We start from the raw sequence: 24,319 nt of genomic DNA on the forward strand, positions 1-24,319 counted from the left end.
TTATTCTCCTTTTTTGAAGGTAATAACTTCAGACAAAGCTTCTACCTTTTCTCCAACTTCTTGTTCAAGATGGAAAGCACTGAATTTTTCTGAATTAGTTACAGTGACAAGTACTGTGTCATCAAGACCATTTTTCTCAATAATTGGTGACCAGAACTCAAGAAGTTTTTGTCCAACTTCAACACGATCACCTTGTTCTACGTAACTAATGAACCCTTCACCTTTAAGTTTAACTGTTCCGATACCAACGTGGATAAGAACAATGACACCATCTTCACTTTCAATACCAACTGCATGGCGAGTAGGAAGAACTTGACGAATGGTACCACTAATTGGTGCAAAGACAGCTCCATCAGTAGGTTTAATGGCGAAACCTTTACCCATGCTACCTGAAGCAAAGTGTTCATCATTAACACTTGAGAGGTCAACCAAATGACCAGTTGTAGGGTTTACAAGAGATACGACGTTAGCTTTAACTTCATTTTCAGAAGTTGCTACGCTAAAGCGATGTTCCAATTCTTCAACAATTTCAGCGTGACGTGCTTCAGTCAAAGTGATTTTACGAGCAATAATGAAGGCTCCGATGAGCATTGCTGCTGCTGGGAAACCAAACATGCTAAGCTTAAAGATAGACTGTTGATGTGTTGTAATTGTTGATGCTGAGGCACCTGTTGTCATACCGGCAGCTACGGCAATTGTAGAAACAAGCCAGTTTGACATCGCACCACCAAGTTTATCAACAAGTGGACGAACTGACAAAGTAAGTGATTCATCACGGTGTCCCAATTTCCATTGACCATATTCTACTGAGTCAGAGATAATCATGAGGATAACAAGGAACACAAGAGGTTGTGGAATAAAGAAGAGTTCAGCAGCAGTCAAGATCATTGGAAGTGATGTTCCTGCAATACTAAAGATTCCGATACCACCGAGCATTACTGCAATACATCCATAGAACAAACGTTTACGGTTGAATTTACCAGCTAGGCTAGGGAAGAGTGAAACTGAAACCAAACCAACAACTGTATTCAATCCGTAAAGGATTGAGTATTTCCCTGGATCACCAAGGATAAATGTGAAGTAAAAAAGTTGAAGAGCATTAAGTGTATTAATACCAAGACCATAGAACCAATATCCGAGAGACAACCACATCAATTGGTCGTTTTTACCAAGAACTTTAAAGACTTGTTTAAGGCTAGTTTTTTCTTTGTTATCACGAAGTTTTGACTCAACTTCACGTGTACCAATACCAACAGCAATTGATGTAATCACACCAATGAGAGCAACGATAAATGCAAACCAGAACCATCCAGATTTATCTCCAGAACCACTACTGTTCGTCATAGAGAAGAACAAAACGATTGGCATGATGGCAACACCTACAATATTGGCACCAATCGTAGAACCAATACGGGCAAAAGTTGCCATTTTTTCACGTTCATGACTGTCAAGAGACAAGGCAGGAATCATTGACCAGAAACCGATATCTTTAATTGAGTAGAAGACATCCATTACAAGGTAGATAATTCCGAAAAGTACAAGGTACAAGAAAGGATTTGTTTTATTCAAACCACCTAAATCGGTGAAGAGAAGCAACAAGGCGATAGAACTGATGATACCACCACCAACTACCCATGGTTTGAATTTACCATACTTAGTATGAGTGTTATCAATCATGTTACCGATCAATGGATCGATAAATACTTCCAAGATACGCAAAATAGCGATGATGTTAGTAATTAATAGTACGTAGTGACTATTTTGCTTTGGATCACCTGTGTTAAACAAGTGAGTTGTCACAAACATGATAAAGTATGTTGACAACGTTGCATAGAAGACGTCGTTACCAAAAGCACCAGCTGAATAGGATAGACGAGACTTCATTTGACCTTTAGATTTTCCCATTACGAAAACCTCCTGTTAGTTGTTTTTTTGAATACGCTTACATTATATAAGTATTAGTTTAAACCGTCAATAGTTTTAGTGATTTTTTACTAAACTTTTACTAAAACATGATTATTTTGATGAATTAAAATATTGGAAACCGATTTCATAGCTTACACTATGACCCTCCTCCAAGATGATATCTCCAAAATCTGTATGATTAACGGCATCTGGGAGTGTTTGAGCTTCCATAGCTATAGCTTCTCGTCCTTTTGCAATTGTTCCTCGATCTCTCGCAAAGTAAATATTATCCTCTATAATATCCATAGTATAAATAACTAAACCATTTCTGTTAGAGAAGATTTCAATACCATCTCCGCTTTCTTTGTCATGCAAAATAGCTACTTCTCTCACATGATCACAAGTTTCCCCTCCAACTACAAAGGCATCATCAAAACCATTATTTGCTTCAATTCGAGGTAGCAAGTCAGTTGTCTTTCTGAAATCATAATTCGTTCCATCTACATTAATTTTTTGTCCTGTTGGAATTAACTCAGAATCCAACTCTAAACGATAGTCTGAATAGATTTGTAACTCATGACTTGATAAATCCTGTTTGTCGCTAAGATTAAAGTAAACATGGTTTGTCGGATTAAAGACTGTTGACTCTGTAACATCGAAGGCTTCAAAGAGTATTGTTAAGCGGTTATTATTGTTAAGTCTATAACTAATAGAGACTGTAACATCACCAGGAAAGCCATCTACACTTGAATAAAGTCTTCTAATAAATTTTGTCTCAACATATTCATCATTCAGGTTTGTGACATAGTTCCAATTTTGAACCTGCATTCCTTTTGGACCGCCATGTAAACAGTTTTCTCCCTCATTCTTAGGAAGGCTATAAAGAACCATATTATGAGTATACGAAGCTTTCCCAATTCTTCCAGCAACCCTACCAATGGACTGGCAGGCACATAAATTATTCTTATAGTAATCCTCGTAATCACTGAAACCAAGTACTATATTTTTAAGAGCACCAGTTTCTGTTGGAACCAAAAACTCCTGAAGTGTAGCACCTGTTGTGAGTGTGGAAATGACAACACCATTATTATTTTCCATTGAAATTTTACTGACATCGCCTGAATCAACTTTTCCAATAATTTCGCAGTTTATTTTCATACTATTTCCTCAAAAAACAAAGAGTACAATAATTATATATACTCTTTGACCCTTTTTTTATTATTTTAATTATCCTCGATCATCGTACCCTTTTGGATGGCTAGAATGCCATGCCCAAGCACTTGCGATGATTTTTTCGATGTTATCAAATTGTGGTTTCCATCCAAGAACTGTACGTGCTTTTTCAGATGAAGCAATCAATGTATCAGGATCACCAGGACGACGATCAGCTTTCTCAGCTGGGATTTCTTTACCAGTTACCTTACGAGCGGCTTCAAGAATTTGAAGGTTTGAGAATCCCGTTGATGAACCTAAGTTAAAGGCTGTAGATTCATTACCTTTACGAAGATATTCAACAGCAAGGAGGTGAGCATCAGCCAAGTCAAATGGGTGAACATAGTCACGAACATTTGTACCATCAGGAGTGTTGTAGTCATCACCAAAAATCATGATTTTTTCACGAACACCTTGAGCTACTTGAAGGATAATTGGGAGAAGGTGAGTTTCTGGACCATGGTCTTCACCGATAGATCCATCAGGTTTTGCACCAGCAACGTTGAAGTAACGAAGTGGCACATATTTAATACCATAAGCTTTATCAGACCACTTCATGATAGTTTCCATCATCAACTTACTTTCACCATATGGGTTGATAGGATTTTGTGGTGTTGTTTCAAGAATTGGAATTTCTTCTGGGATACCGTAAGTTGCTGCTGTTGATGAGAAGACAATGTATTTAACACCGCATTCGTTCATAACTTCAAGCAATTTAACCATTCCAGCTGTATTGTTATCAAAATATTTGAGTGGTTTTTCCATTGATTCACCAACCAATGAATAGGCCGCAAAGTGAATGACGGCATCAACATCAGGGTTTTCTTTGAAGACCTTTCTCATAAAATCTTGATCAGAAAGATCGCCTTGATAGAAAATAGCATCTGGATGTACGGCAGCACGGTGACCGGTTACCAAACTATCTACTACTACTACTTTTTCTTGACCTTTTTCAACTAAGCGATCAACCATGTGAGAACCGATATAACCAGCTCCACCTAATACTAAAATTGCCATTTCTTATCTCCTTTCTTCAGAAAAAACAATTAATCAGCTAAATTTACAAAATCTACAAATGCTTTAAACTGATCCAAGCCTTCACTATTAGTCTTATAAACACCTGCATCTTCTAGTACACGAGCAAAGATATCTGCAACAGATTGTCGAACAACTTCTGTCACTTCCTCAGCTGTAACATTCGGATTTTGAGCTTTGAGTTCATCTGCCCATTCTTGGTGAATTGGAGCAACTTGGTTACCTTGACCTAATAGATAATCTTCAACATCTTTAAGTTCTGTTTTCAAACGAGGAGGAAGAATGGCCAATCCCATAACTTCAATCAAACCAATGTTTTCTTTTTTAATATGTTGAACATCTTTATGTGGGTGGTAGATACCGTCTGGATGTTCTTCAGAAGTTTGATTGTCACGAAGAACCAAATCTAATTCAAATTTACCGTCTTTTCTACGAGCAATTGGGGTAATGGTGTGGTGAGGCTGCCCATCAGACTCAGCCAAGACACCAGCTTTTTCGTCTGAATAACCACGCCAACAATTTAAAATTTTGGTTGCAAGAGCAATAAGTCTTTCCTTGTCTTCACTTCTAAGACGAAGAACAGACATAGGCCAATTAACGATACCAGCCTCAACATCAGAGTAACCATCAAAACTAACTTTTTCGTTAATGCCTGCTACTTCCATTGGGAAGGTATGGCGACCACCTTGATAGTGTTCATGTGTAAGAATCGAACCACCTACAATTGGAAGATCGGCATTTGAACCTGCGAAGTAACCAGGAAATGCTTCAACAATTGATAGGAGACGACCAAACGTCAATGGACTGATGTGCATTGGTTCGTGCTTACCATAAAAGAAGATAGAATGTTCATTAAAGTAAGCATATGGTGAATATTGGAAGCCCCAGTCATTTCCTTCCATTTGGAAACGAATAACACGATGATTACTACGTGCTGGGTGATTGATGCGACCAAGATAACCTTCATTTTCCATACAAAGTTGGCATTTTGGATAATCAGAAGCTACCGCATTTTTAGCAGCAGCGATGGCTTTTGGATCTTTTTCCGGTTTCGAAAGGTTAATCGTAATTTCCAAGTCACCGTATTTAGTAGGTGCTTTATAAGCAATATTTTGTGCAATGGCTTTGACTTTCACATAATCATTTCGTTTACTTTGTGCATAAAAGTCAGCAATTGCTTGCTCTGGGTCAGATTTATAAGTATCCCAGAAGTTACGATTGACAAGGCTAGGGCTTGGTGTAATCAAGTCCATGAGTTGAGCACCGATGATATCTTGTTCTTCATTAAGTTCACCTACAGAACCAGCTTTAACACCTGCTTGAAGCAACTGGTCTTTAAGGTCAATCAACTCAGAGCTATCTGTTTCAACATCAGCAACTCCTTCTCCAACCAAAGCAAAAACTTTGTTTGTCAAATAGATACGGTCCAATTCCTCATAATCACTATTTTCAATAACCAGAGTTACAAAAGTGTTTACTAAATTTTCAGCCATAATCTCTACTTCTTTCTCATTAATCAAGTACTCGTGAACCGCCAGCTACTTCAGCAATATAGAAGCTTGGTGCATAACCAACGACTTCTTCATAACGTTGACCAACTGCTTTTTTGAAATCTTCAACTTTATCTTTGTTTACTAACGCGATGGCACATCCACCAAAGCCCGCTCCTGTCATACGAGCTCCAAGAACACCTTCTTGTTCCCATGCGGTGTGTGCCAAAGTATCAAGTTCAAGACCTGTCACTTCGTAATCATGTTCCAATGACACGTGAGAAGCATTCATAAGGCGTCCAAAGCCTTCCAAATCCCCTGATTCAAGAGCTTTACGGGCTTGAAGTGTACGTTGATTTTCAAGAACTGCATGACGGGCACGTTTGATACGATTTTCATCTTTAATCAAGTAGCTGTATGCATCAAATGTCCAGAGGTCCAATTCACCAAGTGTTTGGATATCAAGTTTTTCTTGGAGTTCAGATACTGCTGTTTCACATTCAGCACGACGTTCATTGTATTTAGAATCAGCCAATTCACGACGTTTGTTAGTGTTCATGATAACAACAACATTGTCTTTAAGGTCAAGTGGTACCAAGTCATACTCTAAAGTATTTGTATCCAAGTAAATCGCACGTTGATCAGCTCCCATACCAATAGCGAATTGGTCCATGATACCAGAGTTAACGCCGATAAAGTCATTTTCAGTTTGCTTACCGATTTTAACCAAGTCAAGGCGTTCCAATTTAAGGTCATAAAGTTTTTCAGCAATAACACCAATCAACAATTCCAAAGATGATGATGATGACAAGCCTGATCCATTTGGAATGTTACCATAGATGTAAATATCCATACCTGAATCAATCGTATGACCAGCTTCTTGCAAGAAATGAAGAACACCTTTTGGATAGTTTGTCCAGTTGTGTTCTTTTTCAAAACGAAGATTTTCAAGTGGAACTTCGATGATTCCCTTATCTTCAAAGTTACCTGAGAAGAAACGCAAAACTTTGTCATCACGTTTACGGGCCGCTCCGTAAGTACCTAAGGTAATAGCTGCTGGGAACACATGTCCACCGTTGTAGTCAGTGTGTTCACCAATCAAATTAATACGACCTGGAGAAAAGAAAGTATGTTCTGCTTCTACACCAAAAACTTCTTTAAACTTTTCTCTTAACTGTGATGTCTTCATAGGATGTACCTCACTTATTCTTTTTTACACTAACAGTGTAACCCCTTTCACAAGGAAAATCAATATTTTTACTGTTTTTTTAGTAAAAAATAGGTAAAATTTTAGAAATTATGATATACTTTGGATGAAAGGAGAACAATATGGCTACATTAAAAGATATCGCAAAATTGGCTGATGTATCAATCGCAACTGTTTCACGTGTTCTCAACCAAGATGAAAACCTCTCCGTTACTGAAGAAACCAGGCACCGTATTTTAACTGCGGCAGATGAAATCGGATATACCAAACATAAGAAAATCGGAAACTTGAAAAAAGAAAAACATCAAGTGGCAATTATCCAATGGGTAAGTGAGGAAGATGAGTTAGACGATCTCTACTACTACAACATTCGGCTTGGAATTGAAACAAGAGCCCATGAGCTAGACTACGAGATGCTTCGTTATTTCAATGACATTCCTTTTAGTCTCGCTGAAGAAGTCATAGGTATACTTTGTATCGGAAAGTTTAGTCGTGAACAGATTACTGAATTGGAATCATTGGGTAGATTACTGGTCTTTGTAGATAGTGATACCCTACTTCAGGGACATCCTTGTGTGACAACTGACTTTGAAAATGCTGTTCAAACGGCACTAAGTTATCTCACTGAGCAAGGGTGTAAGAGCATCGGTCTTTTAACAGGGCAAGAAAAAACAACGGATTCAACTGAAATCGTTCCGGAGCCTCGTTTACGTTCTTATCGTAACTACTGTATTGAAAAGAGCATCTATGACCCTCTTTTGATTCTTTCAGGTAATTTTACAGTTCAATCTGGCTATGACCTTTTAGCCTCTAAAATAGCAAGTGGTACACCCCTACCAGATGCCTACTTTGCTGCTAGTGATAGTCTGGCTATCGGTGCTCTTAGAGCCCTTCAGGAAAATGGCATTAATGTCCCAGAAGATATCCAGATTATCTCCTTTAATGACACCAGTCTAGCCAAACAAGTTTATCCGCCACTTTCTAGTGTCACTGTCTACACCGAAGAAATGGGACGAACTGCCATGGATGTCCTCAATAAACAAGTCTTGGCTCCAAGAGAAATCCCGACACTTACTATGTTGGGCACTAAACTGACTCTGAGAGAAAGTACGAAATAACAACTATTTAATAGATAAAAAGTGGTCGCCAACAGTCAGTTGACAACCACTTTTCTTTTTATTTCACCTTCACACAAATGGCATCCCAGGCTTGGAGTTTGCCTTGGTCTGTAATTGGCTCTAATTCGGTATTTGCAATGACAACTTCTGCTCTTTCGAAATCATAACAGAAGTCTTGTTCTTGGTCTGATAAATTGACTACAACCAGATAGCTACTATCTTTAGTCTTACGAATATAAGCAAATACTTTTGAAGCTGTCTCCAAGAGTTCAAAGTCAGCATCTACCAACCAATCTTGAGTTTTACGAAGCGCAACGAGCTTCTGATAGGTATAGAAAATCGATTCTGGATTGGCAAGGGCTGATTCAACATTTATGTCCTTATAGTTTGGATTAACAGGTAACCAAGTCTTATCCGATATGCTAAATCCAGCATTTTTAGAAGTATCCCATTGCATTGGTGTTCGAGCATTGTCACGACCCACCTGACGGATTTGGTCCATGATAACTTCTATCGATGCCCCTTTTTCGAGAGCTTCTTTGGCATAGTTGAGAGATTCAATGTCATTCAATTCTTCCAAAGTTCTAAATGGATAATTGGTCATGCCGATTTCTTCGCCCTGATAAATGTAAGGTGTTCCCCTCATCAGATGAAGGAGGATAGCCAAGGCCTTAGCTGACTTCTCACGATAGACACCAGTATCTCCCCACATTGAGAGAATACGAGGCAGATCATGATTATTCCAAAAAAGTGAGTTCCACCCTTGTCCCAACTCTAACTCGGTTTGCCATTTATTGAAAATAGCCTTAAGTGCTGAAACATCCAACTCCTTCTCATACTCCCATTTAGGGCTATCTGGCTTATGCTGAAGTCCAATATGTTCAAACTGGAAAACCATTGAAAGTTCTTGATTATCAGGATTTGAATACTGTTTAGCAATCTCAGGTGTCGCTCCCCAGGTTTCACCAACGGTTAGAAGGTCATGCTTGCCAAAGCTCGCCTGGTTCATTTCCTTAATGTAATCGTGAAGCCTTGGACCATTTGTATCAATCAGTTGATCTGGAATCTTACCAATCATATCAATCACATCCATGCGGAAACCACCGATTCCCTTATCAATCCAGAAATTCATCATGTCATAAACTTTCTGGCGCAACTGTGGATTTTCCCAATTAAGGTCTGGCTGTTTCTTACTAAAGAAATGCAGATAATATTGGCCTGAGGTCTCATCATATTCCCAAGCAGATCCACTAAAGATAGATACTAACTCATTAGGTTTGTCTCGCCAGATGTAGAAATCTCGTTCAGGACTTTCTGGATTTTCACGCGCCTCGATAAACCATGCATGTTCATCAGAGGTATGGTTAACCACCAAGTCCATAACAATTTGAATATCACGCTTCTTGGCTTCCGCCAAAAGCTCATCCATGTCACTCATGTCTCCAAAAATATCTGCAATAGCCTCATAGTTAGCGATGTCATAGCCATTGTCATCCATTGGACTGTCATAGACAGGCGAAAGCCATAGGGCTGTTATTCCAAGTTTTTGCAAGTAGTCTAACTTACTGGTAATCCCCTTCAAATCACCAATGCCATCACCGTTTTTGTCCATAAAAGATTTAGGGTAAATTTGATAAATCGTAGCTTTATGCCACCAATGTTTTTGCATGATTCTACTCCTCGTTTTTATTATCATCGTGAGTCTGATAGTTCTATTTTACGTTTTTCTAGAAGTTATGCAAGCGTTTTCTTTTTTGTTTAAAACATTTCAATGACCTATACTCCAGACTCCTTAAAATTTTGGTAATATTGAAAAATAATAGAGTTGAAATGTAAGGTTAGCCTTTGCTTAGCTTAACAATACAAATCAAAACCACCCGTGAGAACGGGTGGTTTGCTCTTCGGCTGAAAGCCTCTGCTACCGGCCGAGGCCTAAAGGCCTACCGAATGGTTTCCCTTCAGCACCACCTTTGCTAGCTGACCCGACTAGCGGGTCTCTTTAAGACTACTTTCTTTTATTCTTTTCACCTGTAAACGGACAATATTCCTCGAAAAGACTGAGCTAATCTGCTATCACGTCTTCTTGTAATTGATTACGAATATATTCTTCAATTCACTTTTGATTTAGCCCAACCGTATCAACATAAAACCCTCAACACCAAAATTTGAAATTCCCAAATTTATACTTTAAATTAGCGTGGTAGTATGTGCTAAACTATTATTATCCTGTCTCATCAGGGGTCCTCCTTTTGTATACTAGTTAGTGGTCGGGAAACCTTATCTAATATTACACTTTAGGGGGACTTTTTTGATACATCGCTAAAAGCTTTTCGGAACCACTAGCACAGCTAGTGGGTTTCGTGAGACAAAAACGACGGTTAATACCTCAACCGTCACTTTTTACTTTTTGGGCAAGACCATAACAAAGCGTCTCCCCATGGAACTTTCTTCAAATCTATAGCTAAGTTCCTCATGCTCTAGAAGGTATTTAACCACAAAAAGGCCTAATCCTCCTTCTTTCTTAGACTGAACTTTAGTTGGAGTATTTTCTTTAGATACAATCGTATTTTCAATGACAAAATCAGTTCCTTCATTTTCTAAACCTATTCGAATCACTCCACCCTTATCAGAATGCTTGACTGCATTACTGATGATATTTGAGAGAACCAATTTCAAAATAGGTAAATTCATGAAAATACTAGTTGCCGGAAGATAATTGTCAATTGATAGGGAGCGATTCTCAACCAACACTTGATTTTGAGTGAGTATGCGATTTACCACATCATCTAACTGAATCCACTCCTTATCACCACCTAATTCTTGAACAGAAGATAAAGACAGGATCTCTAGGACAATCTGGTTCATCTCATCGACGATGTCAAGAGAAACTAATAGGTAGCGGTCCCGATCCTTGTAGCGACCAATTTTATCTCGCATATTTTCTAGGATAATCTTCAAGCTGGCCAGAGGCGTCTTGAGCTCATGCGAAGCCCCCCGTAGGAACTCGACCTTCATCTGCTCCAACTTCAGATTTTCCTGTTTCTGCTGCTCTAGATTGTCGATCACCTCTAAAAGATGGTGATAGAGGTCGTTGATCTGTTGCTTGAGAACGCCAATCTCATCCTGCGAGTGAATAGGAAGACTGGCTGTCCGATCCAGCCGTTTCATCCGCTTGGTCATCTGCTTGATCTCAAGGATCGGAGCAGAAATCATGCGGGCATAGAGATAGGAGGCAAGCAATGACAGAACAAAGGAAGCAAGGAGACTATAGGGAAGAAAGCCCAGACTGATGTCCCGCGCTTCCTTTTGGGAATCGACGGTCGCTAAGAATTGCAAGGTCAAGTCCTTCCCTTCCTTGGTCTGAATCTTTCGCTCTTCAATGACCAAGGAATTATTCTGGCTGTCAGGGTTCACGAGCAGGTCATCCTTGACCTCTAGGGCATTTTGTTTTTGCTTTCCTTTGATAGACACCTTGATATCATTGGTCTTGGAATAAAGGTCGATGACCGACTCAATGGTCCCTTCTTCCTGGCCCTGGAAACTCTTAGCCAGAGCTTGCGATTTCTTCAAAATCGTCTGGCGCTGGGACTCGATATAGGTCGATGGAAAAATAAAGTAAACCGAAGCATGTAGAAGAATGACTAAGCTACTAAAAAGGGCAAAGGTAATCAGAAAGATTTTTGCAAAGATACTCCGTTTGGTCATGGTCTCTCCAATTTATAGCCGACATTGCGTACCGTAACGATACAGTCCAGCTCTAGTTTTTTTCGTAGTTCCTTGATATAGACATCGATCACCCGATCAAAAGGAATCTCCTCCGTCTCCTTCCAGACGGCATCGAGGATCTGAGAGCGAGTCCGGGCCTTGCCTTCATGCTGGAGCAGGTATTCCAAGATTTCCAACTCCTTGGCATTCATGGAGATGGCTTGCCCAGCTAGGCTGGCTGTGTAGCTCTCAAAATCCACCTGTGCCTCTCCATAGGTGAAGACCCGTGAAGGCTGAAGCTTTTTAAAAATAGCTTCGATACGGACCTTCAAGAGGGACAAGGAGAAGGGTTTTTCCAGATAGCCATCTGCCAACTCTCCAAAGGCTGTCAACTTATAGTCCTCGTCATGGAAGGCCGTTAGCATGAGGACAGGGACTGAGCTGGTCTTCCGGATGGTCTTGAGTACTTCCAAGCCATTGAGGATAGGGAGCTGGATATCCAGCAAGACCAGATCTGGCGCCTCTCTGTGAAAGAGGTCCAGGGCCTCCTGCCCATCGCCTGCTTCAAAGACCTCATAGCCACATTCCATGAGATAGTCGCTCATCCCTTCGCGAATCAGGACTTCATCTTCTACGATTAGTATCTTCATACATTATCCTTTTAATCTATATATGGTCTCTTTCTTCCATTATACCGTTTTTTATAGGTGCAGCAAACTTATCATTCAACATCAACTAAGAGGTCCTTGGGTTTCTTGTGAAGAAGCCAGCGAGAAGAAATCAAGGATACCAAGCTTAAAATAAATCCACCGACTAGAATGACTACCAAAAGTTGCTTAGGTTGGACTGTCATGTGAATCTGAGTTAGAGTCTTACTGAAGCTTTCTGCCTCAGCCCCTCCACCAAGATTTGCAGCTAGAGATTCTTTGGTCATTTGCTTATTGATACCTTCTGTTACATTGGAAAGGACTGTATTACCAACTTTTTCGGCAAAGAAACTAGCTAAACCATATGACAAAAGAAAGGCTGGTAAGGCAATCATCAGCAATTCTATTAAAAATTGACCCGCAACCTGTGTCTTTTTAAGTCCCAAGGCCAAAAAGATACCAACTTCTCTACGACGAGCATTTAACCATAAAATTAACAGAAGGGTTAGCAATAAACTTGTAAAAATGAGACTTCCAATAAACATACGGTTTGCCACACGATACATCCCAAGAATAGATTTCTGTAAAGCAGGGTAATTTGACGAGCTCTTAACAAGATCGTAGAGGGACCAGTTAATATTCAACTTTTTAATCTTTGCTATCAAGGAATCAAGATTTTGATCGCCTTTAGCAAAGAAAGTGGCATCCTCATAAGTGGCAGTTTCTACAGTATTACCATAGAGTTTTGCTACTGTATCTAGATCAGTGATGAGGGTGTTTTCATACAACTCCTGAGCATAGGTAACGGCAGCTTGATTTTGACCAGAAAATAAACCTTTGATAGTCACTTCTACTGTTTCATCAGCCCTTTTTTCGTTATCAGCATCATAGAGATTAGATTTAAGCTTTACTTTATCTCCTACATTAAGACCATTCTTTTTAGCTAAACCTTCGTGCATCAAGATTTGATTATGGTCCTTATCGGTTAGATGTTCTCCTTCAACTAGTTTATAAGCACCTGAAACAAATTTATCTTCTTTTGATGAGTCATTGACTCCTGTCAACATCAAGGTAGACTTAAAATTTTTAGCACGTTCTGGCGATTGATTTTGTAGCGTTTGCTCTGTTTCAATAATCTCATAATCTAGTAAATCACCAATACCATTTATCCGTTTAATAGTCGAAACAATTCCTTTAGTCTCACTAATCTTTTTAATATCTTCTCCCTTAAGATTTCCAGCCCCTCGAGGAGTTCCAGGATTCGTGTTACGATTAATCTGCATTGAAAAACTATTGGTAATTGCCCCTAGACTCTTGGATGCAGCTTCTTGGGTTGCACTTCGCATAGCAAGTCCTAACAAACTAAGAGTACTCATCAAAAGAATAATAATTAACAGTAATAGTGACTTTGACCATTTTCGTGTAATATATGCAAAAGCGTTTCGAAACATAAGAGTCCTTTCTTTATTTTTTCTTTTCTATGAGTTGTTTCTTCTTCAACTCTAAAACCACATCAGATGCCTGAGCAACTTCCTTACTGTGCGTGACAACAATAACACATTTTTGGCGATCTAAGGCCATTCTTTTAAGGATAGCAATAATATCCTTGGCAGTTTCGTCGTCTAGATTTCCTGTCGGTTCATCTGCTAAGATAATCGGAGCCTCTGAAACCAAAGCCCGTGCAATAGCTACGCGTTGTTGTTGCCCTCCTGAAAGTTGCAGGACATTTCGATTAATTTGTTTTTCATCTAATCCCAATTCAGAAAGTATCTTCTTATCAGCATTTTTATTAACAAGTCGTACATTTTCTAAAGGTGTAAGATAATCAATGAGATTGTAATTTTGAAAAACAAGCGCAACATGGTGTCTACGATGATAACTAGAGCTTTTTTTCTTGATATTTTCTCCGTTAAACAAGACCTGCCCCTTCTTGGGATAATCAAGACCTGCCAAAAGGGAAAGTAAGGTCGTTTTTCCCGCTCCAGATTGCCCAATAATACTATAAAATTTACCTTTCTCGAAACGATAATTCACCTTCGAGAAGATAGCTTCACTTTTATTTTGATAACTATACGTAACATCTTTGAGTTCTAACATAGTGTTCCTTTCTCCTTAACTCATATTAGATAAGATTTCTTTTGGAGTTTTGCGCCAAATGAGACCTGTTGTCACACCGAGCGATAATATTACCAAGACTAGAAGACATAGATAAGATAGCCCTAAGGGTAGTCCCTGAGGAATTTGATCTAATAACTGAAGAGCCTGCTGCTGTCCTTGCTGTCCTATAAATTCTTGCAAAAACAGTCGACTTAGTAGTCGTCCAATAGCAAGGGCTGGTAACAAAGACATAAGGGACACCAACAATATCTCCATAAGAAATTGAGCAAAAATGCGTCCCTTGCTCTTCCCAATTGCTAAAAGAATACCTATCTCATGATTTCTCTCACGCGTCCATAGTGCCATTAAAAACGAGAGGATACCTGCTCCTGTAACAATTAAACTAATCATCATCGTTCTGACTATTTCTTGTAGCGCTTGAGACGATTCCTTCAAGGAGTCAAAAGCCTTTCGGTCCTGGTCCAAACGTAGACGATACCAATCGATATCTAATTGTTCCACTTGTTTAATGACTTGGTCGATTCTATCTGGATTCTTAATACCAAAGGATAATTTTGTCACTAACTTATCAGTCAAATTAAGCAGCTGGCTAGAGTCCTCATAATGGAGGAAGACTTGATTTTCACTTAAATCTGAGGACATTCCAGTAAATGTCTCCTCCTTCTTGCCAGAAAAAATACCAACGATATCAAAGCCCATTTCCCTAGCTCCACTTTCAGTCATCTGGAAATTGGACAAGGTCAGCTTATCTCCGACGCTTAGCTTATTTTTCCTAGCAAGCGATTCATGAATCATAATTTGACCTTTAGCAGATATGTGCTTCCCCTTAAGGAGTTGAAAAGCACCACTCCTAAAATCAACACTTTGGCCTGTTTCCTTAGTAAAAGTGGCTCCCAAGGCTTGATTAGCCTCATTATCAAGATCATCACGTTCCACCGTTTGTTTTCCTGTAACGACCTCCTTATCGATAAGTCGCACTGGGCTTATATATTCAGGTATCGTTGTCATCACATCAGATAGATGACTAATCTTTTCCCCCTCTTTCCAGGAAAATGCACTGCCTCTTTCTTTACTTACCAGAGCAAAACTTGCCCCACTTGACTTCCTGATTTGTGCTTTCATTCCTCCACCAACTTGCATAAGAGAGAAACAAAAATACAAGCAAGATAATATCAAAAACAAAATGAGAAAAAGGATAATATTCCGCGTTTTTTTGCGAAAAATATAAGCAACTGCCTGTTGTAAGAGAACCATCTTCCACCTCCATTTAAGACATTAGCCCTCAGCTACACCAAAGATAGGTGAGGACGCTTTCATTTTCTTATCCTAATTATAGACGACAAATGTGAAACCTTTATGAAATTAAATATTCTAATCATGATTGACTTTAAACTCTTTTTCTCCAACAAATCGACTTTCGCTAATAGCATTTACCTCAGGCATTTGATATAATTTTCCTCAGAGGTATTTTTATTTATGAAGAAACAAGCTTTTAGTTCTGAACAGTATTTGAATCTGCAACGCGACCATATTTTGGAGCGTATTAACCAGTTTGACGGGAAACTCTACTTGGAGTTTGGTGGTAAAATGTTGGAGGATTTCCACGCTGCTCGTGTCCTTCCTGGTTATGAGCCTGACAATAAAATCAAGCTCCTTCAAGAGCTTAAAGATCAGGTTGAAGTGGTTATCGCCATCAATGCTAGCAATATCGAGCACTCTAAGGCTCGTGGTGACCTTGGCATTTCCTACGACCAAGAGGTCCTTCGTCTGATTGATAAATTCAACGAGCTCAATATCTATGTGGGTTCTGTTGTTATTACGCAGTATTCAGGTCAACCTGCGGCTGATGCCTTCCGTAACCAACTGGAAAAAAATGGCATCACGTCTTACATCCATTACCCTATCAAGGGCTATCCAACGGATATGAACCATATCATTTCTCCTGAAGGTATGGGAAAAAATGACTATATCAAGACTAGCCGTAACCTTATCGTCGTTACTGCTCCTGGTCCTGGTTCTGGTAAATTGGCGACATGTATGTCTAACATGTACCACGACCAAATCAATGGCATCAAATCAGGTTATGCAAAATTTGAAACCTTCCCAGTTTGGAATTTGCCACTTCATCACCCAGTCAACTTGGCCTATGAAGCTGCCACTGCCGACCTTGATGATGTCAATATGATTGACCCATTCCACTTGGAAACTTATGGCAAAACTACGGTAAACTACAACCGTGACATCGAGATTTTCCCAGTCCTCAAACGTATGCTTGAGCGCATCCTTGGTGAGTCACCTTACGCTTCACCTACGGATATGGGTGTTAACATGGTTGGTTTTGCCATTACGGATGATGAGGCAGCCAAAGAAGCTTCTAAACAAGAAATCATCCGTCGCTACTATCAAACCGTCCTTGATTTCAAAAATGAACGTGTTCCTGAGACTGCTGTCAAGAAGATTGAGTTGCTCATGAATGACCTTGGTATTACTCCTGAAGATCGCCAAGTGGTTGTTGCAGCACGCACTAAGGCTGAAGAAACAGGTGGTTCTGCTCTTGCCCTCGAATTGCCAAATGGTCAAATCGTCACTGGTAAAAATTCAGAACTCTTTGGTCCAACTGCGGCTGCTTTGATCAACGCTATCAAGACTTCTGCAGGTATTGATAAGGATACTAAACTTATCGAGCCTGAGGTGGTTAAACCTATCCAAGGTCTGAAAATTGACCATTTAGGTAGCCGTAACCCTCGCCTCCACTCAAACGAAATCCTCATTGCCTTGGCCATCACAGCTGCTAACAATGCGGATGCGGCGCGTGCCATGGAGGAACTAGGTAACCTCAAGGGGTCTGAAGCCCACTCAACCATCATCCTTACTGATGAAGATAAAAATGTTCTCCGTAAGCTTGGTATCAATGTGACCTTCGACCCTTACTATCAATACGACAAATTGTATCGTAAATAATGCATGACTAGAAACAACAAAGACCTCAGTTGCTAAAACTGAGGTCTTTTAGAATTGCATTTAGTTGGAGAAAGAAAAAAGGGAAACTCTATCGAGTTCCCTTTTTGATAACCCACTCTTTCGTCTCGACCCGTTCCCAATGAAAAGGGAGTGGCCTAGCATTATTATGAAAAAGTGAGTTAAAGGTATCAAACAGAGGGCTAAGCCACTCCCGATTCTAATCAGCCTACGATTTCTAACTTGAGAAAAGGTAAGCTAAAAAGCAAAATTATAGTAGATAGGACTGCCACAAGTGGGAGGTAACGGCCTCCAACAAGATAGAGTAACAATGGCGCTATCGCTATGAAACGATTTAGAAAATTGCTAGTAACACGAACGGTTTGTCCGTCCTCAACGGTAATGGTGTTAGACTTGTAACCCAACTTTCCGACACTCAAACGAGCTTTCGACGATGGTAGGGAAACGCTCACGTCTTCCACTCCAGAAACTGTCCCCACAAGACTACTGTCTACGCGAATAGGACTCTTTCTAGCTACCTTGCTCGCTTCAATTGTTATACTAGCCACTAGCCATCTCCTTTTCCTATCTTTCTACTTATAGTATACACTTTTTGAAACGCTTACACAAGCGTAATGACTGTTAAATCAGGATTTCTTGAAAATGTTTTATGTTTTCAAAAGTTCTTAAACTGCTTTGAGGAACTTTGAAATAATTGGATTTTAAATAGTAAAAAGGGCTTAGTCCTATCTAATACAGAACTGAACCCTTTCCTATAAGAATTTGTCTATCCTGTTTGGATAAGTGCCAGAGGGGGATAATATTCCTATACGGGAATGGTGGCACTTCCCCTACAAAAGACCAAATTCACTTAGGCTAATCCATGAACATAAGCATCTACAGCAACGATGGCTTGCGCAATATCAGAAGCTTTCACTTCAAATGGCATTTGATGAATAGTCTCTCCTTCGATTGTTGCTTGTTGACCAACCTTGAGAAGATCTTCGTAACTTGCATTTTCAAGATGCATTTCTTTAAGAGTGGTTGGCATGCCAATTTGTTGATAGAAACGAATGTATTTATCCAAAACTTCTTTTGGACGATTTTCTAGGAACAATTGTACAAGAGTTCCGTAGGCTACTTTTTCACCATGAGTCAAATGGTGAATATCGCCAGTGAGGGCTGTGAAACCATTATGGATGGCGTGAGCCGCAGCCAAGCCACCACTTTCAAATCCGATACCACTGAGAAGGGTATTGGCTTCAATGATGTTTTCAAGGGCAGGCGTTACCACTTTTGCTTCACAGGCAGCCATGGCTTGTAGACCATCCGCAAATAGAATTTCTTCACAGCGTTCAGCAATGGCGACACCAGCAAGTGTTTGGTGTTTGCCTAGCATGGTTTTACCATTTGCTTGCATAACTGCTCGAGCTTCTACCCATGTTGCTAAGCCATCTGCAATACCAGATGCTAACAAGCGTTTTGGCGCTTGAGAGATAACCTTACTATCGACCAAAACCAATTCTGGGTTCTTAGAATAGAAGATGTAGCGTTCAAAGGCACCTTCGTCCGTATAGATAACAGACAAGGCTGAAACCGGAGCATCTGTAGATGCAATGGTAGGAGCAATCACTACTGGTGATTTAAGAAGATCTGCGATGGCTTTAGCACTATCAATAGTCTTACCACCACCTAGTCCAATGACTAAATTACAGCCCTTTTCTTTGGCCAGGCTTACCACACGATTAATTTCATTATCTGAAGCTTCACCATTAAAGAAGACTGGAACAACTGTAAGTCCATTTTGAACGAGGTATTCTTCGAAATGTTGACCCACAATGTCATAAACTACTGAATCACACAATAGTACAGGATGACTTCCTAGTTCCAAAATGGTTTTTGCATTTTCAAATAAGGCATTTTCACCTTGAATGTAACGCGACGGACTTGCAAAATTTCTCATAGTCTTTCTCCTTTGACATAAATGTATTTATATAGAATCAATTAAACAACCTTAGTTCTATGGAATATAGAGCTAAAAACTCACTTTAATTGACAGCATATCTATTTGGAGCCAGTACATAACTCTCTTAGTCTAATGCTATAACTCCTACTCTTCTTCTGGGTAGGTCAAACCCCAGTCTTTACGGAGTTGTGTCATAAGTTCCATGACATCTCGGCTGTAATTGAGGTAGGTATAATCATTCTCTCCTGCAACGGCTGCTTCCATATCCAGAACCTCATACTGGAGGGCTTTAGCGGTTTCTCCTGCTTCGATGATTTCTTGTGAGCCATCTTCCGTATAGGTGATGACCGCTTTTTGCCCACGTGGGTATTCATAAAGTTCGATATAGCCCTTGTCATAAGCGATGGTGCCACGTTTTGGTTGTTTAGCATGAAGACTAAGCGTTACAGTGGCCATTTCCCCTTCTACATTGGTAAGGAGAATACCTGCTTGTTCATCAACACCAGTTGGAGCTAATTTAACCTGTGAAACCATCTCTGTCGGTTGCGACGTCATGAACCAACGTACAAAGGAGAGGGCATAGACACCGATATCAAGTAAAGCTCCACCAGCCAAGTTACGATTGAAAAAGCAGTTGGTCATGTCATATTCTTTATAAGAACCGAAGTTCATCTGGATAACCTTGAGAGGTCCCAGCTTACCACTTTCCACAATTTCAGAGAGTTTTCGATAAATAGGCATATGGAAAATGGTCATGGCTTCTGCCAGTTTGACATGATTTTCTTCGGCGAGTTGAATAGCTTCTGCCAATTCCTCACTGTTTAGAGTGATAGATTTTTCACAGAGGACGTGCTTGCCAGCTGCGAGGGCCTTGCGAAGGTAATTAATATGCGTATTATGAGGCGTTGAGATATAGATAATATCCACTTCAGGGTCTTCAAAGACTTGGTCAATCTCTTCATAAACCTTTTCAATGCCATATTTTTCAGCGAAGGCTACTCCCTTGTCGTAGGTACGATTGGCTACGGAATAGAGTTTCCCGCCAAGAGCTTCCAAGGCTTGTGCCAATTCGTTGGCAATAACGCCAGTTCCAAGACTAGCCCAGTTGTACTTAATTTGATTTGTCATAGTTTTCCTTTATTCTATTTTTGAATAGTCAATTCATTAATCTGAGATAAGATCTCAATCTCACTCGCTCCTGCCTGAAGCAAGGCTGCAGCCGCATAGGCCCCCTCAATGAGAGGCACCTGTTGAATGAGGATTTCCTTGTCTGAAAATTCCTCAAGCATTTCCAAGTTCATACGAGCACTGCCTAGGTCGTAAAAGGCCAAAAGTCGACGAGCTGGCTGACTGTCCACAGCCACTTGCACATGATCAAAACTAGATCCCAGGCCACCATCTTCCAGACCACCTGTAGCCGTTAAAGGAATATCTGGTGCAACTTCACGAATCAAACTCACCAAACCTTTAGCAATATCCGCAGAGTGGGACACAATCACAATTCCAAGTTCTGGCATGTTCTAGCCCTCCGCTTCTAGCAAGGCTTTGAAGAGTAGACCAGACGAATAAGAGCCTGGATCAATGTGACCAATAGAACGCTCACCTACATAAGAGGCACGTCCCTTGGTAGCTGCAACTTCCTTGGTTGAAAGAACGGCTTGATCAATGACATCATTGGTTAGTTGACCTTGTTTGACAGCTTCAACAACTGGATGCCAAACATCCACCATGGTCTTTTCACCAACTTGTGCATGGCCTCGTTTTTTAATCATCTCTAGACCTGCCTCAAGCACTCCTGCCAGATCTTGACCAGCTTGTTCAGCCTTCATCATGCCCATAAAGGCAGACCCATAAAGCGGACCTGACGCACCACCAACTTTACTAATCAAGGCCATAGAAACCGCCTTGAACACTTCTGCTGCACTTTGTGGTTCAGTGCTGTTAATAGCCTCAATGGCTGCCGCCATACCACGCGCCAAGTTAGCACCATGATCACCATCTCCAATAGGACCGTCTAATTCAGACAAGTGGTCTTTTTCTGCTTCAACTTTTTGGTTAAAGCCTTGCATCCATTTTACTGCAACTGTTTTATCCATAATATACCTAATTTCTAGTTCTCACGTCAGACTACCAAGCAATAGTCTTAACTGGACTCTCCAAAGCCTCAAGCCAAGCCTCATCTTCAATCTTCATCAGAGTCAATGAGAGGCCTGCCATATCAATAGATGTCATGTAATTACCTAATTTTTTATATGCCACATCTAGTCCGGCATCTCCAAGAATGCTTGCTACATCATTAGCAAAGACATACTGCTCCATGAGAGGTGTCGCACCCATACCATTGATGAGAAGGGCATAGCGTTCGCCTGACTTAGCCTCAAAGGCTTCAAGGAGCTTCCCTGTCAATTCTTCAGCTAACTGTCGAGAAGGTTGCATAGACTCCTTGCGATAGCCTGGTTCACCATGGATACCAATACCGTACTCTATTTCATCCTCTGCTAGGACAAAACCAGGCTTGCCGACCTCAGGAACTGTCGCACCGCTAAGGGCCAAACCAATAGTGTGGATATTAGGAACAATCTTGTCAGCCAAGTCTTTGATTTCAGCCAGAGACTTACCTTCGCGAGCCGCATGACCTAGGATCTTATGCACGAAAATGGTACCTGCAACCCCACGACGACCTTGAGTATAGAGGCTATTTTCCACAGCAATATCGTCGTCCACAACGACACTGGCAACCTCGATACCTTCCATTTCAGCCAATTCTTGAGCCATCTCAAAATTCATGATGTCCCCAGAATAATTTTTAACAACCATGAAGACACCAGCCCCTTGATCTGCTTCCTTGATAGCTTCCAAAATTTGATCAGGCGTTGGTGACGTAAATACTGCACCTGCGATGGCTGCTGAAAGCATACCATCACCTACAAAACCAGCGTGAGCTGGCTCATGACCACTTCCGCCACCAGAAATGAGACCAACTTGACCAGCAGCCTGCTCATTTCTTACAATGATGTCAAAGCCGTCAACACGATGCACCAAATCACTGTGAACATAAGCCAAACCATCTAGCATCTCTGTCACAACATTTTCAGGTTTATTGATAATTTTTTTCATGGAATTGCCTCCTTTTCAAAGGTATCATCTATTTGCACTTACATTTGTTCCCTTCTTTAATTGCTAAGACCCCTATAAATAAAGGACTTAAACGCTTTTTGAGAAAGGTAGCGTAAAAATATGTAAACGCATACATTTTATAATTTAATTGTAGCATTTGCCTCTACCAATAGCAAGGCAAAAGGCAAGCCCCCCCATTTTCCTGCCCCCTATCATTAAGTAGAAGAAAAATCTCATAGAAAGTCCTATTTTAGTCGTCAAAGCTATTGAAAAACCACCATTCAAGCCTTATAATGGAATGACGAATTAAGCGCTAAGGAGGTTCAAATGACCATCGATTTTCCAAGAGAGACAGAAATAGAAACCAAAAATGAAATGGATGCCGTCCTTCAGGCAGGCCGTGTCCTTATGGAGAGCGGTGCTGAGATTTACCGTATCGAGGACACCATGGGACACATGGCCAAGTCTCTTGGTATCAGAGACTTCTCCACTTATGTGGTCAATCGAGGAGTCATGATTTCTGGACTCAACCGCTCAGGTCTTAAAGAGTCTCGTGTCCTAGCTACCTCAGTCCCGTCTATCCATCTAGGTAAACTAGAGGAAGTAAACCGCCTGTCTCGAGAACTGGCAGAACAGCCAAATCAGCCTGTATCTAGCATTTTCCAAAAGCTGAAAACCATTGAGCAGAAGACTTTCTATCGTCCTTTAGAGGATATTATAGCCTGTGTCATTGGTGCAGGGAGCTTCTCACTAGCCCTTGGAAGTAGCTGGATTGATGGAACTGCTGCGGCTATATCGGGAGTTTTTGTAGGGATTGGCATGCAACTCTTTTCCCGTTTTATTCATACCAGTTTCTTGCAGATTATCCTTTCTAGTGCCATTGCCGCTTTATCAGCTAACATTCTCTATTATTTGGGTATCGGGCAACATCGTAGCGTGATTATTCTGGGCACCTTGATGATTTTGATTCCTGGGGCTTACTTTGTAAATGCCATTCGAGAATTCACCCAGAACAACTACTATAGCGGTCTGGCCCTGATGTTGTCAGGGGTCTCCACTTGTCTATCTATCTCTGTCGGTGTTCTTGCCATGATTTCCATCCTCCCCTTTGCGGAACAGTTATCAGGCATATTCTCAACACCGTCAACCTCATGGCTGGGGGTCTTGATTCAGACCTTCATGGCAGGACTTGGGACAGCAGCCTTCTCCGTGCTTTACCGAGTGCCTAAGAAATACTTCTTAGACCTTGGGACCCTAGGTGCCGGCTCATGGCTCCTCTACCTCTTGATTTGGAACAATACCCATCACGAGGTCCTCGCCATCCTCTTCCCAGCCCTATTAGTCACTATCACCTCACGCTTTTTGGCCCACTACCGTAGATGTCCAGCTACAGTCTTCCTAGCCTCAAGCATGTTCCCACTCATCCCAGGGATGAGCTTCTACCGTGCGGTCTACTTCCTCTTAATCGGAAATGCAGACCTAGGCCTCAGCTTCCTACGAGCTTGTTTCCTGGCCTCCTTTACCATCGCCATCGCCGTCAGTTTGACACAACAAATCCCTAGCCGCTATTTTGTACTAGGGAAGAAGAAATAAATTGTTGAAAGCCATTGGTTTTGTATACCAGTGGCTTTTTTGGTGGCGTTCTAAAATCAGTGGATAGCATATTATGAATATCAAAAATACCCTACTCAAGGATCTATCCGCTGCTAACTTAAAGCAAATACATCATTAACTCTCTTTAATGAAAGTTTATCATTCATATACTATCAGTTTTGTTTAGAGTAGAGTTGGAAAGAGTTTATACAAAAAATAAAAACGCTTACACAATTCTTTGATTTTAT

20 protein-coding genes and 1 pseudogene are annotated in these 24,319 nt (G+C 40.6%); 3 read left to right on the forward strand and 18 right to left on the reverse strand.

Features of this window, described 5'->3' with window-relative positions; all coding sequences use genetic code 11:
- The 5 genes from PCY16_RS08980 to PCY16_RS09000 form a co-directional block, all read right to left on the reverse strand.
- Complete coding sequence (locus tag PCY16_RS08980; protein ID WP_014632923.1) at window positions 1–1,905, reverse strand: PTS sugar transporter subunit IIA; 1,905 nt, start codon at window positions 1,903–1,905, stop codon at window positions 1–3.
- 111 nt (window positions 1,906–2,016) lie between these two features.
- Window positions 2,017–3,063 carry a galactose mutarotase gene (locus tag PCY16_RS08985; protein ID WP_064525313.1) on the reverse strand — a complete coding sequence of 349 codons (1,047 nt, stop codon included), beginning with the start codon at window positions 3,061–3,063 and terminating at the stop codon, window positions 2,017–2,019.
- Between the two features lie 69 nt (window positions 3,064–3,132).
- Window positions 3,133–4,134, reverse strand: coding sequence for a UDP-glucose 4-epimerase GalE (gene galE / locus PCY16_RS08990; RefSeq protein ID WP_002888050.1), 1,002 nt, complete (start codon window positions 4,132–4,134; stop codon window positions 3,133–3,135).
- Window positions 4,135–4,163: 29 nt separating this feature from the next.
- Window positions 4,164–5,645: a UDP-glucose--hexose-1-phosphate uridylyltransferase gene (galT, locus tag PCY16_RS08995; protein ID WP_073688492.1), complete on the reverse strand. Its 1,482-nt coding sequence runs from the start codon at window positions 5,643–5,645 to the stop codon at window positions 4,164–4,166.
- Between the two features lie 19 nt (window positions 5,646–5,664).
- Entirely contained in the window at window positions 5,665–6,831 is a 1,167-nt protein-coding gene (locus tag PCY16_RS09000) for a galactokinase (protein ID WP_060934054.1), read from the reverse strand.
- 140 nt (window positions 6,832–6,971) lie between these two features.
- Between PCY16_RS09000 and PCY16_RS09005 the strand changes: the two genes are divergently transcribed.
- Window positions 6,972–7,967 (forward strand): LacI family DNA-binding transcriptional regulator, encoded by a 996-nt coding sequence (locus PCY16_RS09005; protein ID WP_013990346.1) that lies wholly within the window; start codon window positions 6,972–6,974, stop codon window positions 7,965–7,967.
- A gap of 58 nt (window positions 7,968–8,025) precedes the next feature.
- Here the strand turns inward: PCY16_RS09005 and dexB are convergent, their stop codons facing one another.
- The 7 genes and pseudogenes from dexB to PCY16_RS09040 all read right to left on the reverse strand — a co-directional run bounded on the left by dexB (window position 8,026) and on the right by PCY16_RS09040 (window position 15,691).
- The gene (gene dexB / locus PCY16_RS09010) at window positions 8,026–9,636 is read right to left on the reverse strand and encodes a glucan 1,6-alpha-glucosidase DexB (RefSeq protein ID WP_156685334.1); all 1,611 of its coding nucleotides are present in this window, start codon (window positions 9,634–9,636) and stop codon (window positions 8,026–8,028) included.
- 393 nt (window positions 9,637–10,029) lie between these two features.
- A pseudogene (locus tag PCY16_RS09015) lies at window positions 10,030–10,167 on the reverse strand (IS200/IS605 family transposase); the annotation flags it as partial.
- 200 nt (window positions 10,168–10,367) lie between these two features.
- Window positions 10,368–11,672: a HAMP domain-containing sensor histidine kinase gene (locus PCY16_RS09020; protein ID WP_037602236.1), complete on the reverse strand. Its 1,305-nt coding sequence runs from the start codon at window positions 11,670–11,672 to the stop codon at window positions 10,368–10,370.
- Window positions 11,669–12,322 (reverse strand): response regulator transcription factor, encoded by a 654-nt coding sequence (locus PCY16_RS09025; RefSeq protein WP_037602238.1) that lies wholly within the window; start codon window positions 12,320–12,322, stop codon window positions 11,669–11,671. Before PCY16_RS09025 ends, PCY16_RS09020 begins: the two co-directional genes overlap by 4 nt.
- Before the next feature lie 71 nt (window positions 12,323–12,393).
- Window positions 12,394–13,770 carry an ABC transporter permease gene (locus PCY16_RS09030; RefSeq protein ID WP_037602240.1) on the reverse strand — a complete coding sequence of 459 codons (1,377 nt, stop codon included), beginning with the start codon at window positions 13,768–13,770 and terminating at the stop codon, window positions 12,394–12,396.
- Between the two features lie 13 nt (window positions 13,771–13,783).
- Entirely contained in the window at window positions 13,784–14,416 is a 633-nt protein-coding gene (locus PCY16_RS09035; RefSeq protein WP_014632914.1) for an ABC transporter ATP-binding protein, read from the reverse strand.
- A 15-nt stretch (window positions 14,417–14,431) separates the two neighbouring features.
- Window positions 14,432–15,691: an ABC transporter permease gene (locus tag PCY16_RS09040; RefSeq protein WP_183135764.1), complete on the reverse strand. Its 1,260-nt coding sequence runs from the start codon at window positions 15,689–15,691 to the stop codon at window positions 14,432–14,434.
- 222 nt (window positions 15,692–15,913) lie between these two features.
- Here PCY16_RS09040 and PCY16_RS09045 point away from each other — a divergent pair, with 222 nt between their 5' ends.
- Window positions 15,914–17,398, forward strand: coding sequence for a DUF1846 domain-containing protein (locus PCY16_RS09045; RefSeq protein ID WP_037602244.1), 1,485 nt, complete (start codon window positions 15,914–15,916; stop codon window positions 17,396–17,398).
- A 221-nt stretch (window positions 17,399–17,619) separates the two neighbouring features.
- Here the strand turns inward: PCY16_RS09045 and PCY16_RS09050 are convergent, their stop codons facing one another.
- The 6 genes from PCY16_RS09050 to dhaK all read right to left on the reverse strand — a co-directional run bounded on the left by PCY16_RS09050 (window position 17,620) and on the right by dhaK (window position 22,478).
- Window positions 17,620–17,964, reverse strand: a complete 345-nt coding sequence (locus tag PCY16_RS09050; protein ID WP_002885337.1) for a hypothetical protein — start codon at window positions 17,962–17,964, stop codon at window positions 17,620–17,622.
- Window positions 17,965–18,266: 302 nt separating this feature from the next.
- Window positions 18,267–19,358 (reverse strand): glycerol dehydrogenase, encoded by a 1,092-nt coding sequence (locus PCY16_RS09055; protein ID WP_073687106.1) that lies wholly within the window; start codon window positions 19,356–19,358, stop codon window positions 18,267–18,269.
- Window positions 19,359–19,505: 147 nt separating this feature from the next.
- Window positions 19,506–20,489, reverse strand: coding sequence for a Gfo/Idh/MocA family protein (locus tag PCY16_RS09060; RefSeq protein ID WP_183135765.1), 984 nt, complete (start codon window positions 20,487–20,489; stop codon window positions 19,506–19,508).
- A gap of 14 nt (window positions 20,490–20,503) precedes the next feature.
- On the reverse strand, window positions 20,504–20,878 hold the full coding sequence (gene dhaM / locus PCY16_RS09065; RefSeq protein WP_002891297.1) for a dihydroxyacetone kinase phosphoryl donor subunit DhaM: 375 nt from the start codon (window positions 20,876–20,878) through the stop codon (window positions 20,504–20,506).
- Between the two features lie 3 nt (window positions 20,879–20,881).
- Window positions 20,882–21,457, reverse strand: a complete 576-nt coding sequence (gene dhaL / locus PCY16_RS09070; protein ID WP_002891298.1) for a dihydroxyacetone kinase subunit DhaL — start codon at window positions 21,455–21,457, stop codon at window positions 20,882–20,884.
- A 31-nt stretch (window positions 21,458–21,488) separates the two neighbouring features.
- Entirely contained in the window at window positions 21,489–22,478 is a 990-nt protein-coding gene (gene dhaK / locus PCY16_RS09075) for a dihydroxyacetone kinase subunit DhaK (RefSeq protein ID WP_002891299.1), read from the reverse strand.
- Between the two features lie 327 nt (window positions 22,479–22,805).
- Here dhaK and PCY16_RS09080 point away from each other — a divergent pair, with 327 nt between their 5' ends.
- Entirely contained in the window at window positions 22,806–24,071 is a 1,266-nt protein-coding gene (locus PCY16_RS09080) for a threonine/serine exporter ThrE family protein (protein ID WP_002891300.1), read from the forward strand.
- The last annotated feature ends 248 nt before the right edge of the window (window positions 24,072–24,319 follow it).

The sequence above is a fragment of the Streptococcus sp. SS4 genome (assembly GCF_030440125.1).
In the GTDB taxonomy this organism is placed as follows: domain Bacteria; phylum Bacillota; class Bacilli; order Lactobacillales; family Streptococcaceae; genus Streptococcus.

Bases quoted from the DNA above. Each gene is read 5' to 3' on its own strand.
- PCY16_RS09030 (WP_037602240.1), bottom strand. From the start codon at position 13,770: ATGTTTCGAAACGCTTTTGCATATATTACACGAAAATGGTCAAAGTCA.
- PCY16_RS09060 (WP_183135765.1), bottom strand. From the start codon at position 20,489: ATGACAAATCAAATTAAGTACAACTGGGCTAGTCTTGGAACTGGCGTT.
- PCY16_RS08980 (WP_014632923.1), bottom strand. From the start codon at position 1,905: ATGGGAAAATCTAAAGGTCAAATGAAGTCTCGTCTATCCTATTCAGCT.
- PCY16_RS09025 (WP_037602238.1), bottom strand. From the start codon at position 12,322: ATGAAGATACTAATCGTAGAAGATGAAGTCCTGATTCGCGAAGGGATG.
- PCY16_RS09055 (WP_073687106.1), bottom strand. From the start codon at position 19,358: ATGAGAAATTTTGCAAGTCCGTCGCGTTACATTCAAGGTGAAAATGCC.
- dhaL (WP_002891298.1), bottom strand. From the start codon at position 21,457: ATGGATAAAACAGTTGCAGTAAAATGGATGCAAGGCTTTAACCAAAAA.
- PCY16_RS08985 (WP_064525313.1), bottom strand. From the start codon at position 3,063: ATGAAAATAAACTGCGAAATTATTGGAAAAGTTGATTCAGGCGATGTC.
- galT (WP_073688492.1), bottom strand. From the start codon at position 5,645: ATGGCTGAAAATTTAGTAAACACTTTTGTAACTCTGGTTATTGAAAAT.
- dexB (WP_156685334.1), bottom strand. From the start codon at position 9,636: ATGCAAAAACATTGGTGGCATAAAGCTACGATTTATCAAATTTACCCT.
- PCY16_RS09000 (WP_060934054.1), bottom strand. From the start codon at position 6,831: ATGAAGACATCACAGTTAAGAGAAAAGTTTAAAGAAGTTTTTGGTGTA.
- PCY16_RS09035 (WP_014632914.1), bottom strand. From the start codon at position 14,416: ATGTTAGAACTCAAAGATGTTACGTATAGTTATCAAAATAAAAGTGAA.
- galE (WP_002888050.1), bottom strand. From the start codon at position 4,134: ATGGCAATTTTAGTATTAGGTGGAGCTGGTTATATCGGTTCTCACATG.
- PCY16_RS09005 (WP_013990346.1), top strand. From the start codon at position 6,972: ATGGCTACATTAAAAGATATCGCAAAATTGGCTGATGTATCAATCGCA.
- PCY16_RS09045 (WP_037602244.1), top strand. From the start codon at position 15,914: ATGAAGAAACAAGCTTTTAGTTCTGAACAGTATTTGAATCTGCAACGC.
- dhaM (WP_002891297.1), bottom strand. From the start codon at position 20,878: ATGCCAGAACTTGGAATTGTGATTGTGTCCCACTCTGCGGATATTGCT.
- PCY16_RS09080 (WP_002891300.1), top strand. From the start codon at position 22,806: ATGACCATCGATTTTCCAAGAGAGACAGAAATAGAAACCAAAAATGAA.
- dhaK (WP_002891299.1), bottom strand. From the start codon at position 22,478: ATGAAAAAAATTATCAATAAACCTGAAAATGTTGTGACAGAGATGCTA.
- PCY16_RS09020 (WP_037602236.1), bottom strand. From the start codon at position 11,672: ATGACCAAACGGAGTATCTTTGCAAAAATCTTTCTGATTACCTTTGCC.
- PCY16_RS09040 (WP_183135764.1), bottom strand. From the start codon at position 15,691: ATGGTTCTCTTACAACAGGCAGTTGCTTATATTTTTCGCAAAAAAACG.